This window comes from Gilliamella sp. W8126, assembly GCF_016102185.1.
Lineage (GTDB): Bacteria > Pseudomonadota > Gammaproteobacteria > Enterobacterales > Orbaceae > Gilliamella > Gilliamella apis_A.
Window position 1 is genome coordinate 48,737 of the sequence record NZ_JACFPE010000008.1, and the last position, 15,323, is coordinate 64,059.

At 34.3% G+C, this 15,323-nt stretch carries 16 protein-coding genes; 9 read left to right on the forward strand and 7 right to left on the reverse strand.

Annotated features, from left to right (window positions below; all coding sequences use genetic code 11):
• Window positions 1–117 precede the first annotated feature (117 nt).
• A complete protein-coding gene (locus tag H3S74_RS11420; RefSeq protein WP_198247915.1) occupies window positions 118–1,569 on the forward strand; it encodes a M48 family metalloprotease in 1,452 nt (483 codons plus the stop codon).
• A gap of 63 nt (window positions 1,570–1,632) precedes the next feature.
• On the opposite strand, the gene H3S74_RS11425 is transcribed toward H3S74_RS11420, so the two are convergent.
• Together H3S74_RS11425 and rluC are read right to left on the reverse strand one after the other, a co-directional pair.
• Window positions 1,633–2,292, reverse strand: a complete 660-nt coding sequence (locus H3S74_RS11425; RefSeq protein ID WP_198201446.1) for a histidine phosphatase family protein — start codon at window positions 2,290–2,292, stop codon at window positions 1,633–1,635.
• A 26-nt stretch (window positions 2,293–2,318) separates the two neighbouring features.
• The gene (gene rluC / locus H3S74_RS11430; protein ID WP_110448676.1) at window positions 2,319–3,299 is read right to left on the reverse strand and encodes a 23S rRNA pseudouridine(955/2504/2580) synthase RluC; all 981 of its coding nucleotides are present in this window, start codon (window positions 3,297–3,299) and stop codon (window positions 2,319–2,321) included.
• A gap of 150 nt (window positions 3,300–3,449) precedes the next feature.
• Between rluC and dsbB the strand changes: the two genes are divergently transcribed.
• From dsbB to rapZ, 4 genes are all read left to right on the forward strand, one after another.
• Window positions 3,450–3,983: a disulfide bond formation protein DsbB gene (gene dsbB, locus H3S74_RS11435; RefSeq protein ID WP_110448675.1), complete on the forward strand. Its 534-nt coding sequence runs from the start codon at window positions 3,450–3,452 to the stop codon at window positions 3,981–3,983.
• A gap of 74 nt (window positions 3,984–4,057) precedes the next feature.
• Window positions 4,058–4,714, forward strand: coding sequence for a bifunctional tRNA pseudouridine(32) synthase/23S rRNA pseudouridine(746) synthase RluA (gene rluA / locus H3S74_RS11440; protein WP_110448674.1), 657 nt, complete (start codon window positions 4,058–4,060; stop codon window positions 4,712–4,714).
• A gap of 77 nt (window positions 4,715–4,791) precedes the next feature.
• Window positions 4,792–5,388 (forward strand): XTP/dITP diphosphatase, encoded by a 597-nt coding sequence (locus tag H3S74_RS11445; protein WP_198247916.1) that lies wholly within the window; start codon window positions 4,792–4,794, stop codon window positions 5,386–5,388.
• 100 nt (window positions 5,389–5,488) lie between these two features.
• Window positions 5,489–6,337, forward strand: a complete 849-nt coding sequence (rapZ, locus tag H3S74_RS11450) for an RNase adapter RapZ (protein ID WP_110448672.1) — start codon at window positions 5,489–5,491, stop codon at window positions 6,335–6,337.
• A 6-nt stretch (window positions 6,338–6,343) separates the two neighbouring features.
• On the opposite strand, the gene H3S74_RS11455 is transcribed toward rapZ, so the two are convergent.
• A complete protein-coding gene (locus tag H3S74_RS11455; RefSeq protein WP_198247917.1) occupies window positions 6,344–7,159 on the reverse strand; it encodes a divergent polysaccharide deacetylase family protein in 816 nt (271 codons plus the stop codon).
• Window positions 7,156–8,367, reverse strand: a complete 1,212-nt coding sequence (gene envC / locus H3S74_RS11460) for a murein hydrolase activator EnvC (protein WP_198247918.1) — start codon at window positions 8,365–8,367, stop codon at window positions 7,156–7,158. The genes H3S74_RS11455 and envC overlap by 4 nt, the downstream gene beginning before the upstream one ends.
• Window positions 8,368–8,570: 203 nt before the next feature.
• Here envC and glyQ point away from each other — a divergent pair, with 203 nt between their 5' ends.
• From glyQ to ybaK, 4 genes are all read left to right on the forward strand, one after another.
• The gene (gene glyQ, locus H3S74_RS11465) at window positions 8,571–9,503 is read left to right on the forward strand and encodes a glycine--tRNA ligase subunit alpha (RefSeq protein ID WP_198201450.1); all 933 of its coding nucleotides are present in this window, start codon (window positions 8,571–8,573) and stop codon (window positions 9,501–9,503) included.
• A gap of 10 nt (window positions 9,504–9,513) precedes the next feature.
• The gene (gene glyS / locus H3S74_RS11470; RefSeq protein ID WP_370547633.1) at window positions 9,514–11,586 is read left to right on the forward strand and encodes a glycine--tRNA ligase subunit beta; all 2,073 of its coding nucleotides are present in this window, start codon (window positions 9,514–9,516) and stop codon (window positions 11,584–11,586) included.
• 57 nt (window positions 11,587–11,643) lie between these two features.
• A complete protein-coding gene (locus tag H3S74_RS12490; protein WP_146208349.1) occupies window positions 11,644–12,462 on the forward strand; it encodes a hypothetical protein in 819 nt (272 codons plus the stop codon).
• Between the two features lie 85 nt (window positions 12,463–12,547).
• A complete protein-coding gene (gene ybaK, locus H3S74_RS11475; protein ID WP_110448666.1) occupies window positions 12,548–13,033 on the forward strand; it encodes a Cys-tRNA(Pro) deacylase in 486 nt (161 codons plus the stop codon).
• Between the two features lie 168 nt (window positions 13,034–13,201).
• On the opposite strand, the gene H3S74_RS11480 is transcribed toward ybaK, so the two are convergent.
• The 3 genes from H3S74_RS11480 to hemE form a co-directional block, all read right to left on the reverse strand.
• Entirely contained in the window at window positions 13,202–13,474 is a 273-nt protein-coding gene (locus H3S74_RS11480) for an HU family DNA-binding protein (RefSeq protein ID WP_065558407.1), read from the reverse strand.
• 177 nt (window positions 13,475–13,651) lie between these two features.
• On the reverse strand, window positions 13,652–14,245 hold the full coding sequence (locus H3S74_RS11485; protein WP_198247920.1) for a YjaG family protein: 594 nt from the start codon (window positions 14,243–14,245) through the stop codon (window positions 13,652–13,654).
• A complete protein-coding gene (gene hemE / locus H3S74_RS11490) occupies window positions 14,242–15,312 on the reverse strand; it encodes a uroporphyrinogen decarboxylase (protein ID WP_198247921.1) in 1,071 nt (356 codons plus the stop codon). Before hemE ends, H3S74_RS11485 begins: the two co-directional genes overlap by 4 nt.
• Window positions 15,313–15,323: the final 11 nt, after the last annotated feature.

A 15,323-nucleotide genomic window follows, 5' to 3' on the forward strand; every position in this document is an offset into this window, starting at 1 on the left:
TCGAGTAAATAAAATAATATAGAAGTAATAGCTCAAATTGATAAAATATTCAAAGTGATATTGTCTTTTTTTTAAGCTAGAATACTTAACTATCAATCTTTTTTATGAGTTAAAAGTATGTTAAAAAAAGCAATCGCATTAATAATATCTACGTCGTTATTATTGCAAAACACATCGATCGTTTATGCAGATAACATTAAGCTACCCGATATGGGCACCGCAGCTGCAGCTACATTAAGCATCGGGCAAGAAAAAGAGATGGGCGATTATTATATGCGCTTGTTACGTGGTAGTGCTCCGATTATTAATGATCCGGTTTTAAATCAATACATCAATGATTTAGGAAAAAAATTAGTTTCCAAATCTGAATCAGTACAGACGCCTTTTCACTTTTATGTTATGAGAAGTAATGTACTTAATGCCTTTGCTTTTTTTGGTGGCAATGTCGTCGTTCATTCAAGATTAATATTAGATACCGATAATGAAAGTCAATTAGCATCGGTAATGGCTCATGAAATCGGGCACGTGACACAACGCCATTTGGCTCGAGCAATGGAGGCTCAAAATAGTAATAGTCCATACGTTTGGGGGGCAACACTTGGCTCGTTATTACTAACTTTAGCCAATCCAGAAGCGGGTATGGCGGCAATGACAACTACTATGGCTAGTTCAACACAAAGTATGATTAGTTTTACCCAATCAAATGAACAAGAAGCGGATAGAGTTGGGCTTAGAACATTAACTAAAGCTGGATTTGATCCTTATGCTTCTTCTGAGTTTCTACAAAAACTTGCCGATCAAAGTCGCTTTAGCAGTAAGCCGCCTGAAATCCTAATGACTCACCCTTTACCTAATAGTCGTTTATCCGATATTCGTAATCGTTCATTACAATACTCAAAAAAGAATGTTACACCATCTTTAAATTATTATCTAGCCAAAGCTAGAATAGCAATATTGATGAGTAACAAAACTAATGCAAGATTATTGATTGAAGATTATCGTAAACTGAATAATGAACAAAGTAAAATAGCGGTAATTTATGCTAATGCTTTAGTTGATTACAATAATAATAATTACCAAAAAGCCAAACAGCAATTACAACCATTACTGGATAATGAGCCCAATAATATTTGGTATATTGATCTAATGACGGATATTGATTTAGCACTTAATAATAGTAGTACTGCTATTAGTCGTCTTCAATCAGCATTAAAAAGATCACCTGATAGTTCCGCATTGCAATTAAATTTAGCTAATGCCTATGTAAAAGCACGCAATTACCAACAAGCAGTAAGTTTATTACATCGTTATACTTTTGATCATAATGATGATACTAACGGTTGGGATTTGCTAATAACCGCTTATGGTGGACTCAAGTCAAGAGCTCAAGAGATGAGTGCACGGGCTGAGTCAATCGCTCTAGAAGGAAATTTTACTGACGCGATTCGATTATTAACTAATGCTAAAACTCAAGCAAAAGGTAATCATACCTTAATTGCAAAAATTGATGCCAGAATTAATAAATTAAAACAATTGCAAAAACGTTATGCTGTTTATAGTAGAAGATAAACTCACATTTCAGGCTAATGCTACTAATAGCATTAGCCTGAAAATGTCAAAGAACAATAGTAATTAATCGTCTAAATGATCAACATTATTATAAAATTTAACTGAAAATTCGCCATCTTGTTGATCGTTGTTCTGTTTATAATTAACCACGCTAATACTGGTATTTAACATTCGAGGAAAATAGTTTTCATCACGATGTTGACGCCAATCACCACCATTTAAAACACAAAGTAATATTCGTAACACCGTACCATGCGATACAACTAAAATATTACCATTATCTTGTGGCGCATTTTTGACAATTTCATTTAAAGCATTTTTCATACGAGAAAGGACATCAAGATAATTTTCACCTTGATTAATAGATGCATCAAACTTTTCTGGTTCAGTTAAATAGGTATTAAATTCTGGGAATTCTTTTTTTAGTGAAGGTACATGTCTCCCCTCCCAAAGCCCAAAATCCATTTCTCGCAAACCTTCCAGTTCAAAAGTAGGAATTACATTATCATTTTCATTAATAATATAGTCCCGAGTTTCCATTGCTCGTTGTTGAGGGCTAGAATAGGCTTGTATAAATGGCGTATTTTTTAGATGCTTTCCGGTTATTTTGGCACCTAAAATGCCATTTTCAGTAAGAGGCGAATTTTGTGACCCCTGCATCTGATCTTTAATATTCCATTCTGTTTGACCATGTCTAATTAAGTATAAATTAAGATCTTTCATGCTTATTAATTACCTTCTCATTTTAATCATTCTGTTTGTTGATATTTGTCATCTCTAATCTTTGTCAAACAATTTTGCAATACATCATCCAACGGAGCATTTAATTGCATCTCTTGTAAAGTTTTCGGATGAATAAATTTTACATTAGCGGCATGTAAAAATAATCGATTAAGTTTACTATCAGTTAATAATGCATCAAATTGACTATCACCATAGCGATCATCAAATGCAATTGGATGATTAGCATATTGAGTATGCACACGAATTTGGTGCGTACGACCAGTTACTGGGCTTGCCTTAACTAAGGTTGCAAAACCGAAACGTTCTTCTACTTTAAATCTCGTTTCTGAAGGTTTACCTTCGGCATTGACCTTAACCACTCGTTCACCACTTTTAAGAACATTTTTTAGTAATGGTGCTTGTACAACTTTACATTCAGAAGGCCAATTACCTTTCACTAAAGCTAAATAATTTTTTTGCATCTGTTTCAAACGTAATTGTTCGTGCAGTGACTTTAACGCAGAACGTTTTTTCGCAATCAATAAAATACCTGATGTTTCGCGGTCAATTCGATGCACTAATTCTAAAAATTTTGCTTCTGGTCGTAAGGCTCTTAATCCTTCAATAACACCAAAACTTAGACCACTACCACCATGTACGGCAATTCCGGATGGTTTATTAATGGCCAGAATAACATCATCTTCATAAATGATCGCTTTCTCCAAATCAGCAACTTTATTTAGTTTTGTGGAAATCTCAGGCACCGTTTTTTCAGAAACGCGTATAGGAGGGATGCGCACTTGGTCACCAATAGCTAACTTGTATTCTGGTTTTATTCTTTTTTTGTTAACACGGACTTCACCTTTTCTAAGTATGCGATAAATCATACTTTTAGGCACACCTTTAAGATATGTAATGAGAAAATTATCAATGCGTTGAGCCTCATTTTCTTCACTAATTGTGACAAATGAGACTTGTTGTTTTGTTTGTTGAACTTTTGAGTCCATAAGAAAAGATTAATCCACCGTTTATAAATAAAAGTCGTTTCACATTATTAAAAAATAAACTACACTACTACTGGCTAAAAATTAATATCGATTAATTTCAATAAAATGAATTTAACACGATTATAACGGAATCCGGAGGAATAAAACAGTATGTTATCTCTGCTCAATCAATACTCTCGCGGTAGAGTTGCTTGGTTTTTATTATTTCTTTCCACCTTTATTTTTGAAATAACCGCTCTCTATTTTCAACATGGCTTAGGTCTAGCCCCTTGTACATTATGTATTTATCAACGTTGTGCAATTTACGGCATTATGCTTGGTAGCTTAATTGGGCTGATTGCGCCTAGCAAACTAATTTTTCGTTTAGCGGGTATTTTGGTGTGGTTATTTAGTGCCATTAAAGGTTTTAACTTAGCAATGTTTCATGCCCATTTACAGTTTGAACCAAATTTAGGTGATACCTGTGCTATTAATGTGCAATTTCCTTCTTGGTTAGCATTAAATGAATGGTTGCCAAGCATGTTTAATGCTTATGGCTCATGTGCAGACAAAATTTGGTCTTTTTTAACTATTGAAATGTCGCAATGGATGATCATTATTTTTGCTTGTTACCTTTTGGTGAGTTTGGTGATACTCTTTTCTCAACTCTTTTCACCGAATAAAAAGTCAATCTGGAGTAAATAAACTTTTCGACTAGCACTTTTTGGTAAGTTTGTTAGAATGTGTGGCAATTTAATTTTACAAATTATCACACATTCATGCTTTTGGAATATCATCCCCCCATTGATCCGTGGCTAACTATTTTATATCAAGATGATCATATTGTTGTTGTTAATAAACAACCCGGTATATTATCTGTTTCAGGCAATAAGCCACAATTTATAGATAGTATTATCCATCGTTTACAACAAAAATATAGTTATGTTGAATCAGTCCATCGTCTCGATATGGCAACCAGTGGTATCATGGTTGCAGCTTTATCAAAATTGGCTGATAGAGAAATTAAAAAACAATTCCGCGAACGAATACCCAAAAAAAATTATATTGCCGTAGTTCATGGCCATCTTGAAAATGATATTGGCCAAGTCGAATTACCATTAATTTGTGATTGGCCTAATCGCCCACGGCAAATGGTTGACCACGAAAATGGCAAATATGCATTAACCCATTATCAAGTTATTGCTCGTAATGATGATAATACCACTAGAGTTGCACTATTTCCGTTCACAGGACGCTCCCATCAATTACGAGTTCATATGCAAGCAATCGGACACCCAATATTAGGGGATAAATTTTATGCTCATCCTGAAGCATTTTCGATGTCAAAACGATTATTGTTACATGCACAACTACTCACAATAAATCACCCTAAAACTGGGGAGAGTATGACATTTTGCTGTGAGCCTGATTTTTAAATTTTAAGCAATATTTCTATCAGTAATATTCAATTTACTAATAGCGATATAACACAAATTAGTTATGGAGTCATAAAATGCAAAAAATTGTTTTAGCTACCAACAATCAAGGAAAAGTCAACGAATTACAACAGCTTTTAGCCAATGCAGGCTTTGATGTTGTAGCCCAAAGTGCATTCAATGTTCCTGATGTAGAAGAAACCGGTTTAACATTTATTGAAAATGCTATCTTAAAAGCTAGACATACTGCAAAGCTGACACAATTACCGGCGATTGCTGATGATTCTGGCTTAGTTGTTGACGCGCTCAATGGCCAACCAGGCATATATTCAGCTCGTTATGCTGGAGAACATGGCAATGATAAAAGTAATAATGAGAAATTATTACTTGCATTAAAAGATGTAGCAAAAGAAAAAAGAACCGCATACTTTTATTGTGCACTTGCTTTTATGCGACACGAAAATGATCCAACGCCTATTATTTGTTTAGGAAAATGGAACGGATTAATTTTGAATGAACCACATGGCAATGGTGGATTTGGTTATGATCCATTATTTTTTATTCCAGAACTTAATTGTAGTGCAGCAGAACTCACCAAAGAGCATAAAAGCCAAATTTCTCATCGTGGACAAGCACTTAAACAATTAATTGCCAAAATAAAAACTGAGTACTAGCCAGATAATCTGGCTTTCAGATCGCTGTTTATTTTCAATAATTTAACATTTTGAACTAAACAGTATATACTAGAACACCAATTATTTTGGAGTTGATATTGTGATATTATTGATAGTTAGTGGCCGTTCAGGTTCGGGTAAATCAATTGCATTACGTGCACTAGAAGATATGGGATTTTATTGTGTTGATAATATTCCTATTGCATTATTGCCCCAACTGGCTGAATCATTAAAAGATAATAATACCCCTGTTGCGGTCAGTCTAGATATTCGAAATTTGCCTGATCATTTTGATTTTAATCATGATATTCTCCAACGTTTACCTTCTTCTGTCACACCTGAAATAATCTTTTTTGATTGTAGTCGTAATACACTGATTCGACGTTATAGCGAAACCAGACGAATACATCCACTTACCAATCAAAAATATTCATTAGAAGAAGCCATCGATCGAGAAGAAACCTATTTAGAGCCTTTAAAATCACATGCGAGTTTGATGATAAATACCGACAACCTTTCTGTTCATGAGTTATCAACTATTCTTAGAACCAGAGTTTTAGGTAAAAAAGAACGAGAATTAACCATGATCTTTGAATCATTTGGATTTAAACATGGTTTACCCGTCGATGCTGATTTTGTGTTTGACGTTAGATTTTTACCGAATCCCCATTGGGATATCAATTTACGTCCATTAACCGGCTTAGATGAACCAGTTAAAAACTATTTATTAAAACATGATGAGGTAGCGAATTTCATTTATCAAACCGCCAATTATCTACAACAATGGTTGCCAATGTTAGAAAAAAATAACCGTAGCTACCTGACTATTGCCATTGGTTGTACTGGTGGACAACACCGCTCTGTATTTATCGCTGAACAATTAGCCGAGTTTTTTAAAGCGCAAAATAAACAAGTTCAAATTCGTCATCGTACGCTTGAAAAGCAATAACTGTTGTTATTCAAGAGAATTAAGATTTGATATATCTGTAAATCGTTTTTTATATTTTTCAAATATATCTTTAATTGTCGGTTTGAGTTTAGATTTAGTTCGTGGTGTTGTGATCAACTGACTAACTTTTACTAGTTCAATATCGTGAGGTAAATTAGCTAATTTTGTACGTAAGACATTCACAGTTTGTAGATGAGGGTGACCAATAGCAATGGCATGTCCATTTTTTTGGGCTATTTTTATTGCCAAATCAAACTGCTGAGCAATAGCATATTCTTTTTGTTGATCATCTAAAAATACATCGCGTCCAATAACCGCTATATTGTATTCACTTGCTGCGTTTTTTACTTGGGTCCTACCTATCGTTTTACTATCTAAAAAAAACATTGAATAGTGACTTAACGCCTTCATGACGTTATGCATACCATTTAAATTTGCAGTCATTAAACTGCCCATATGATTATTCACACCAATTGCATACGGTACACGCGAGACCGCATCATCAACGATTCTTTTTACTTCTAACTCACTCATATAGGGAAATAGAGTATCTTTCTCTAAAGGCTGTTTCCCCAAAGGAGCCATAGGTAAGTGAATAATAACATCATTACCATGTTCATGAGCAATGGTCGCAATCCGTCTAGCATTAGGTGAATGAGGAAGAACGGCAATTGTGATGTTGTCGGAGAATGAAATAATCTGTTCTTCATTGTGCTGGCGATAACCAAAATCATCTATAACTAATGCTAATTTTGCTGCTAATACATTATTAGCATTAAATAATAAAAATAATACTCCTACTTTTAATAGATGTTTTATCATTTTAACCAACCATTTGGATCTAATGCTTTACCATCTCGACGAATTTCAAAATAAAGGCCAGAGATATTTTGACCACCACTGGAGCCAACAATAGCAATTGGCTGTTGAGCTCGAACTTTTTCACCTACTTCAACTAACACTCGTTGGTTATAACCATATAAACTCATATCGCCTTTACCATGTTCAAGTGCAACAACAAATCCATATCCTTGTAACCAACTGGCTAAGATAACTCGTCCATCAGCAATGGCTTTAACTTGAGTGCCATCTCTAGCATCGATGACCATCCCTTTCCAACGGAGTTCACCTTGTAATGCTTCGCCAAATCGATGAATAATATTACCATTTACAGGCCAATTAAATTGGTGTTGCGGTTTACCAATACCACTGACTCGAGCCATTAATGCCCGCTCATTAGCATTAAGTGTGTAATTGGTATTCTTTTGTTGTTTTTCTTCTATATTTTTTGCTTGCCTAGCCTCTTCTTCGGCTATTTTTCTGCTTTCTCGTTCCGCCTGGGCAATTCTAGCCTGTAATTTTGCTTCATTATCTTTTAGCTCGTCTAATTTTTGTTGATTTTTCTGCATTGAGGATTCAAGCAGATTGATAGTTTTTTTACGATTTTGGTGATTTTTTTCTAGCGCTAACTGTTCTTGTTTCTGTTTAGTATTCAATGTTTTTTGCGTGCTCTGTGTCTTTTTCAAAGCCGTTTTCTTTTCACTAAGTTGTACTTGTGTTTCGCGAAGCATATTTATTTGCTGTTGTCGTGCTTCATTAATATAACGAAAATAAGTAATAAGACGCTCATTACGCTCACTTTGTTCGCTAGCAAAAATGAGTTTAAAGTTGGTGTTTTTTCCTAGCTTGAATGCACTTTCTAACTGTTTTGCTAACTCATTGCGTTGTTGTTGTTGTTTAATTTTTAAATTATCGATTTGCTTAATTAAAGAAATGATTTCACTATCTAGCTTTTTAAGTGTAAGACTATTTTTCTCAATTGATGTTAGTAATTTTGCTATTTCTGTTTCTTGCTCTTTAAGATCACTAATTAATTGAGTTCGCTCTTTTTTTTGCTCTGCTAAACGTTTCTCTTGTTCTTCGATTGAACGACGTAAAGATTGTAATTGTTGATTATCATCAGCATACACAAAATGTGTATTTATTAATCCAATAAAAAATATAATCAACAGTTTATGATAAATAGACATGGCCTTTTTATTTTTGATTTTTTACCAAGCAATATAGATGACTTCACTATACCGATAAATGGCTAAAGATGCAAAATGAAAACTATCTTGTGTAGCTTAATCAATATAAAGTAATTAGGCATTTCACAAGCACTAATAAAAAGTATAAAATGTAGCACTATTTAATTTGTAGAAAAAATTAATTCAACCATAAAGATAACATCATGCAAAAGTTTAATGTCAAAACCTTTCAAGGGTTAATACTTACGTTACAAGATTACTGGGCTAATCAAGGTTGTACAGTGATTCAGCCATTAGATATGGAAGTAGGTGCCGGTACTTCTCATCCAATGACGTGTTTACGAGCACTTGGTCCGGAACCAATTAATGCTGCTTATGTTCAACCATCTCGCCGCCCAACTGATGGTCGTTATGGTGAAAATCCGAATAGGTTACAGCATTATTATCAATTTCAAGTTATCTTAAAACCATCACCAGACAACATTCAAGAACTCTATCTAGGATCGTTAAAGGAACTTGGTCTTGATCCAACTATCAACGATATTCGTTTTGTAGAAGATAACTGGGAAAACCCAACATTAGGTGCATGGGGATTAGGTTGGGAAGTATGGCTAAATGGCATGGAAGTAACTCAATTTACTTACTTCCAACAAGTCGGTGGGCTTGAATGTAAACCAGTCACCGGTGAAATTACCTATGGATTAGAACGACTAGCAATGTATATCCAAGGTGTAGATAGTGTTTACGACTTAGTTTGGAGCGATGGAGCATTCGGTAAAACTACTTATGGTGATGTTTTTCATCAAAATGAAGTCGAACAATCAACCTATAATTTCGAATACGCTAATATTGATTTCTTATTTTATTGTTTTGAACAACATGAAAAAGAAGCAAAATTATTACTTGAATTAGAAAAACCGCTGCCATTACCAGCTTACGAACGTATTTTAAAAGCGGCGCACTGTTTTAATTTATTAGATGCTCGTAAAGCGATTTCGGTAACTGAACGCCAACGTTATATATTACGAATCAGGACATTAACCAAAATGGTGGCTGAAGCATATTACGCATCTCGTGAAGCACTAGGATTTCCAATGTGCCAAAATTCAAGTTCTAACCAAAATGCAGCAAAGTAGGAGTTGATATATTATGCAAAAAACATTTTTAGTGGAAATCGGTACTGAAGAGTTACCACCAAAATCGCTCCGTTCTTTAGCTGAAAACTTTGCAGCTAATTTTATTGAACAACTTGATAATGCTAATTTAGAACACGGTGAGGTACTTTGGTATGCATCACCACGCCGTTTAGCGTTAAAAGTTTTGAATTTAAATGATACTCAACCAGATAGCCAAATCGTTAAAAGAGGCCCTGCAGTCAGTGCAGCATTTGATGCAAATGGTAACCCAACAAAAGCAGCCGAAGGTTGGGCTCGTGGTTGTGGAATTGATATATCACAAGCAGAACGAATTCAAACCGATAAAGGCGAATGGCTATCGTATACTCACAATCAAAAAGGACAACCTGTTGTCAATTTACTTTGTGATATGGTTAAAAATGCCCTAAATAAATTGCCGATTCCTAAACCGATGCGCTGGGCAGCTCGTCAAGTTGAATTTATTCGACCTAGTCATACAGTCACGATGTTATATGGCGATGAACTAGTACCTGGTATCATTTTAGATATTGAATCAAACCGAATCATTCGTGGTCACCGCTTTATGGGCGAGCAACAATTTACTATTGATAATGCTGACCAATATCCTGAAATTCTTGAGCAACGAGGAAAAGTTGTCGCTGACTATGACAAGCGAAAATCAATCATTAAACAGCAAGCTGAAGCAGCAGCAGCTAAACTTAATGGTAAAGCAGACTTAACAGAAAGCTTACTTGAAGAAGTTTCATCATTAGTTGAATGGCCAGTGGTATTGACTGCTAAATTTGAAGAGAGATTTTTAGAGGTTCCAGCTGAATCATTGGTATATACCATGAAAGGCGATCAAAAATATTTTCCTGTTTATGACAAACAAGGAAAATTGTTACCAAATTTTATTTTTGTTGCCAATATTGAGTCCAAAGATCCGCAAGTTGTTATTTCTGGGAATGAAAAAGTCGTTCGTCCACGTTTAGCAGATGCTGAATTCTTTTATAAAACAGACTTGAAGCAAAGCTTAGAAGAGCGTCTTCCTCGCCTTGAAACCGTTTTGTTCCAACAACAACTAGGTACAGTTAAAGATAAAGCACTCCGTATTGAAGCCTTATCTGGTTTTATTGCTGAAAAAACTGGAGCTAATGTTGAACAAGCCAAACGAGCAGGAAAATTAACTAAATGTGATTTAGTCACCAATACTGTATTTGAATTTCCTGAAACTCAAGGCATTATGGGACGATACTTAGCGATTAAAGATGGTGAAAGTATCGAAGTTGCCACAGCTATTGAAGAACAATACAAACCACGTTTTTCTGGAGATGAGTTACCAGGTACAGCAGTTGCTAGCGCTGTCTCAATTGCTGAGAAAATGGATACACTAGCGGGTATTTTTGGTATTGGACAACATCCAAAAGGAGATAAAGATCCTTTTGCGCTTCGTCGTGCAGCTATTGGTGTATTACGCATTATTGTTGAAAAAGATTTACCTATTGATTTAGTTGAATTAGCTAATTTTGCCACATCATTATATGGCGATAAATTAACCAACCAAAATGTTGTTGAGGACATTGTCAACTTTATGCAAGGTCGATTCCGAGCTTGGTATCAAGAAAAAGGATTTGCTATCGATACGATTCAAGCTGTACTCGCCATCAATCCAACCAGACCAGCTGATTTTGATGCCCGTGTCAATGCAGTAACACATTTTAGAACGTTGCCAGAAGCTTCTTCATTAGCTGAAGCTAATAAGCGAGTATCAAATATTTTATCGAAGACCGCAGATACTATTCCTGAAAATATTAACGCTTCATTGCTTGAAGCTGGCGCTGAAGGCGAATTAGCGATGCAAATAGCGGTATTAACAGATAAGTTAGCTCCTTATTTTACTAAGGGACAATATCAAGAGGCTTTAGTTGAATTAGCATCACTTAAAGCACCTATAGATACCTTTTTTGAAAAAGTTATGGTAATGGTTGATGATGAAAAAATTAAACTAAACCGATTGGCTCTTTTAAAGAAATTACAAAATTTATTTTTAAAAGTTGCCGATATTTCATTATTACAATCATAATTATTAAATTGAATTTATACTCCGTGGTAATACTTGTATTACCACATAGAAGGAAACATGATGGATTCACAAAGAAACCTTTCGTTTACAGCTATTTTTCAACAAACGATTAACTTTATCCGTAATCGATTTTCCCTAATAGCGATATCAAGTATTGTACTTGGGTTAATTAATACCCTAATTATAAATTGTGTAATTGATCTCGAACGCCTATTGGTAGATTTAGAATTATTTAATCAATTCGGTATGGTCACCAATTATGTTATGCAATCCCTCCTAGTTCTATATTTGGTGAATGTAGTTTTGGTTTCAATCATATTGAGCATTATCAGTAATTTATCAATGAGTAATAAACTTAATCCAAGTTTAATATTCTCGCGAATACTATCAATATGCCTGAATATACTTGGTTTTTCTGTTTTATATATGTTAATTTGTATTCCTATCGTTATTGTATTCTTACTGGTCCTTAGCATAATAGGATTGCTTCTACCCCAAATGGTATCATTACTATTAATATTGATGATAGGTTGCACCGCTTTAGTAATTTATAAGTCGATTTTTAATTATTTTCTCGTTTCAGCAGCACAACCTAACTCGATGCCTTTTTTTCAAAGATTTAGTGCCTGCCACAAGTTTTTCTTCCAAAATTGGAAAGCGCCTGTTTTAATGATTTTAATCAGCGTTATTTTTACTGGAATACTGAGTGGTATAAGTTCTTTATTAGGAAAAAATATTGTTATTGATGTTATATCTACCTCACTAGCTGTGTTTGCTGATTTCTTTATATTTAGCTTCTTTTATCGTTTATACAGCGTAAATAATAGTATTGAATCGACAAAATTAGACGATAATGACAAACTAATAATTTCTTAATTATCATTAATCCCTATTAATAAAATTTAATAGGGATTATTAATTTCTAATTCTCACCGAAAATCTTTATGTTACGGTTATTATTATGACGCCAGCCATTAGATTACTAAAAAATCAGAAAATAAAATTTAATATTCATCAATATCAGCACGATGCCGATCAGACTCGTTATGGTCAAGAAGCTGCCAATAAACTTGGATTAGAACTTAATATTGTTACCGGTCAAATATTTAAAACCTTAATCGTGAGCATCAATGGTGATAATAAGACATTGGCAGTTTGTGTTCTACCTGTTGATTGTTCTTTAGATCTAAAACAAGTTGCTAAAATACTAGATTGTAAAAAAATTGAGTTGGCTGATCCACATTTAGCACAAAAAACGACTGGTTATGTAGTGGGTGGAATCAGTCCTTTGGGTCAAAAAAAATTATTACCGACACTGATTGATATTAGTGCTAAACAGTACCAGACAATGTTAGTTTCAGGTGGCAAACGAGGATTAGAAATCGAAATATCCCCATATGATTTAGCCAATCTATTGAATGCCAAATTTAGCAAATTAACCACTTAAATAACAATTAATATTGTTAAAGATTGATAATAATTATGAAAAATTAATAGGCTGGAGAACAAAAAAGAAGAGAACTTGATATATATTAACAACAAGGCCATAACTTATCCATGTATGGCCTTTGATGCTACCCTATCAATAATGATAGGAAAAAAGCAAACAATAATATTATTTGATTGCTTCTTTTAAGCTTTTACCAGAAACAAATGCTGGTACTTTGCTTGCTGCAATTTTAATTTCTTTACCAGTTTTTGGATTACGACCAGTACGAGCTTTACGAGCATTAACTTTAAATGTACCAAAACCAACTAGTTGAACCGGCTCACCAGCTTTTAGTGATTCAGTGATAGCAGCAAGAGTTGCTTCTAACGCTGTTTTAGCGGCAACTTTAGTAATATCAGCTTTACTAGCGATAGCATCTACAAGTTCTGTTTTATTCATGGAGATATCCTTACATATTTATTTTATTGTTAAAGTTAACATTTTTAGCAAAATTTAATCACTTAATTTTGCTTCTGTAAACATCATTCAGATTACATTGCTGTTAAATGTAGTCTATATTTGTGTAATGTTAAAGAAAAATTTAATAAAAATTAAAAAAATCACTCCGTAAGCGATTTAATCGCTCAAAAAAACACCAATATTACTCGTTTTAGTAGATCTTATATCCTCCTTTAAGCCTTTAATTAGATCAATCATTTCATTGTTTTCATTACTTAATAATCGAAAAATATCCCATTGTAAGTCAAATTCTTCAATAACACTAGGTAATTGCGATTGTTCTTGCTCCGAAAGTTCAATATTGTCCCTTGTCATTTCAAATTCAGCTACCGTTGTTGCCGAGATACTACTCACTTTAGCCGAATGTTCGACTATTTCACCACTGATATAAGAATGTAAAATCTCACTCAGCGCCTGACAAGCATCAATAGCTGGATAAACCATATACGGACTATCTTCATTGAGGATTGGAATTATCAATTCCAGTTTTTCGAGTTGTAAATCAAAATTGATTTTAACATTTTCTACTAATAATGACTCCCAAATTAAATCAAGAATTTTTTTATAGCCGACAGCTGATTGTTCATCTTGTTGTAAATGGCAATAATAAACAAAGTTTGGATACATTCGTTCACATAAGCAAACCATGAATAAACGCTGTTGCCATACAGCTAACTTTGCTATTCTTAATTGAACTGGATTTTTAATCATAAGTGGAACCTTTTGGACTGTTGATGTACTGCTTTTACTAAATATTGTACATGCTCAATTGGTGTATCTTGATGAATACCATGTCCCAAATTAAAAATATGACCATTATAGTGACCAAAATCAGTCAGCACCGATTCAACTTGAGACTCTATGGTTTCTTCATTTGCGTACAATATTGAAGGATCTAAATTACCTTGTATAGCAATATTACCCTTTTGAGCAATTAGATTCAAATCTACAGTCCAATCAACACCTATTGCATCACTTCCTGATTTACAAATTGTATCCAACCATAATCCCCCCCCTTTGGTAAATAGCGTAACAGGGACATAAGAAGTAATATTGTTACTTTTCTTACCACGCTTTAATTGCGAAAGAATTAATTGCATATAATGCAAAGAAAATTCACGATAACTCTGATGGCTAAGTACTCCGCCCCAAGTATCAAATATCATAATCGCTTGCGCTCCGGCATCAATTTGTGCATTTAGATACAGTGCCACACTATTAGCCAATTTTTCCAATAATAGATGTAACGCTTTTGGTTCGCAATAAAGCATTTTCTTTATTTTTGTAAAAGCTTTACTACTGCCACCTTCAATCATATAAGTAGCTAATGTCCATGGACTACCTGAAAAGCCGATTAAGGGTACTTTACCGGCCAACTCTTGTTTAGTTAAACGAATAGCATCCATCACATATTTAAGTGATTGTTCTGGATCGGGTATTGACAATTGTTCTATATCTACCAAACTAGAAATTGTTTTTTCAAATTTGGGGCCTTCACCAACTTCAAAATATAATCCAAGTCCCATAGCATCAGGAATGGTTAAGATATCAGAAAAGATAATTGCGGCATCAAGTTCAAAGCGTCGCAACGGTTGTAAAGTCACTTCACATGCGAGTTCTGGCGTTTGACACATTGTCATAAAATCACCGGCTTTTGCTCTAAGCTGTCGATATTCAGGTAAATAGCGACCTGCTTGACGCATCATCCAAACTGGCGTGTAATCTACCGGTAAACACTGTAATGCGCGTAAGTAACGATCGTTTTTCAATTGGCTCATCTTTTAGTTCT

Coding starts and splice junctions, on each gene's coding strand:
- H3S74_RS11420 (WP_198247915.1), top strand. CDS start 118: ATGTTAAAAAAAGCAATCGCATTAATAATATCTACGTCGTTATTATTG.
- H3S74_RS11425 (WP_198201446.1), bottom strand. CDS start 2,292: ATGAAAGATCTTAATTTATACTTAATTAGACATGGTCAAACAGAATGG.
- rluC (WP_110448676.1), bottom strand. CDS start 3,299: ATGGACTCAAAAGTTCAACAAACAAAACAACAAGTCTCATTTGTCACA.
- dsbB (WP_110448675.1), top strand. CDS start 3,450: ATGTTATCTCTGCTCAATCAATACTCTCGCGGTAGAGTTGCTTGGTTT.
- rluA (WP_110448674.1), top strand. CDS start 4,058: ATGCTTTTGGAATATCATCCCCCCATTGATCCGTGGCTAACTATTTTA.
- H3S74_RS11445 (WP_198247916.1), top strand. CDS start 4,792: ATGCAAAAAATTGTTTTAGCTACCAACAATCAAGGAAAAGTCAACGAA.
- H3S74_RS11455 (WP_198247917.1), bottom strand. CDS start 7,159: ATGATAAAACATCTATTAAAAGTAGGAGTATTATTTTTATTATTTAAT.
- envC (WP_198247918.1), bottom strand. CDS start 8,367: ATGTCTATTTATCATAAACTGTTGATTATATTTTTTATTGGATTAATA.
- glyQ (WP_198201450.1), top strand. CDS start 8,571: ATGCAAAAGTTTAATGTCAAAACCTTTCAAGGGTTAATACTTACGTTA.
- H3S74_RS12490 (WP_146208349.1), top strand. CDS start 11,644: ATGATGGATTCACAAAGAAACCTTTCGTTTACAGCTATTTTTCAACAA.
- ybaK (WP_110448666.1), top strand. CDS start 12,548: ATGACGCCAGCCATTAGATTACTAAAAAATCAGAAAATAAAATTTAAT.
- H3S74_RS11480 (WP_065558407.1), bottom strand. CDS start 13,474: ATGAATAAAACAGAACTTGTAGATGCTATCGCTAGTAAAGCTGATATT.
- H3S74_RS11485 (WP_198247920.1), bottom strand. CDS start 14,245: ATGATTAAAAATCCAGTTCAATTAAGAATAGCAAAGTTAGCTGTATGG.
- hemE (WP_198247921.1), bottom strand. CDS start 15,312: ATGAGCCAATTGAAAAACGATCGTTACTTACGCGCATTACAGTGTTTA.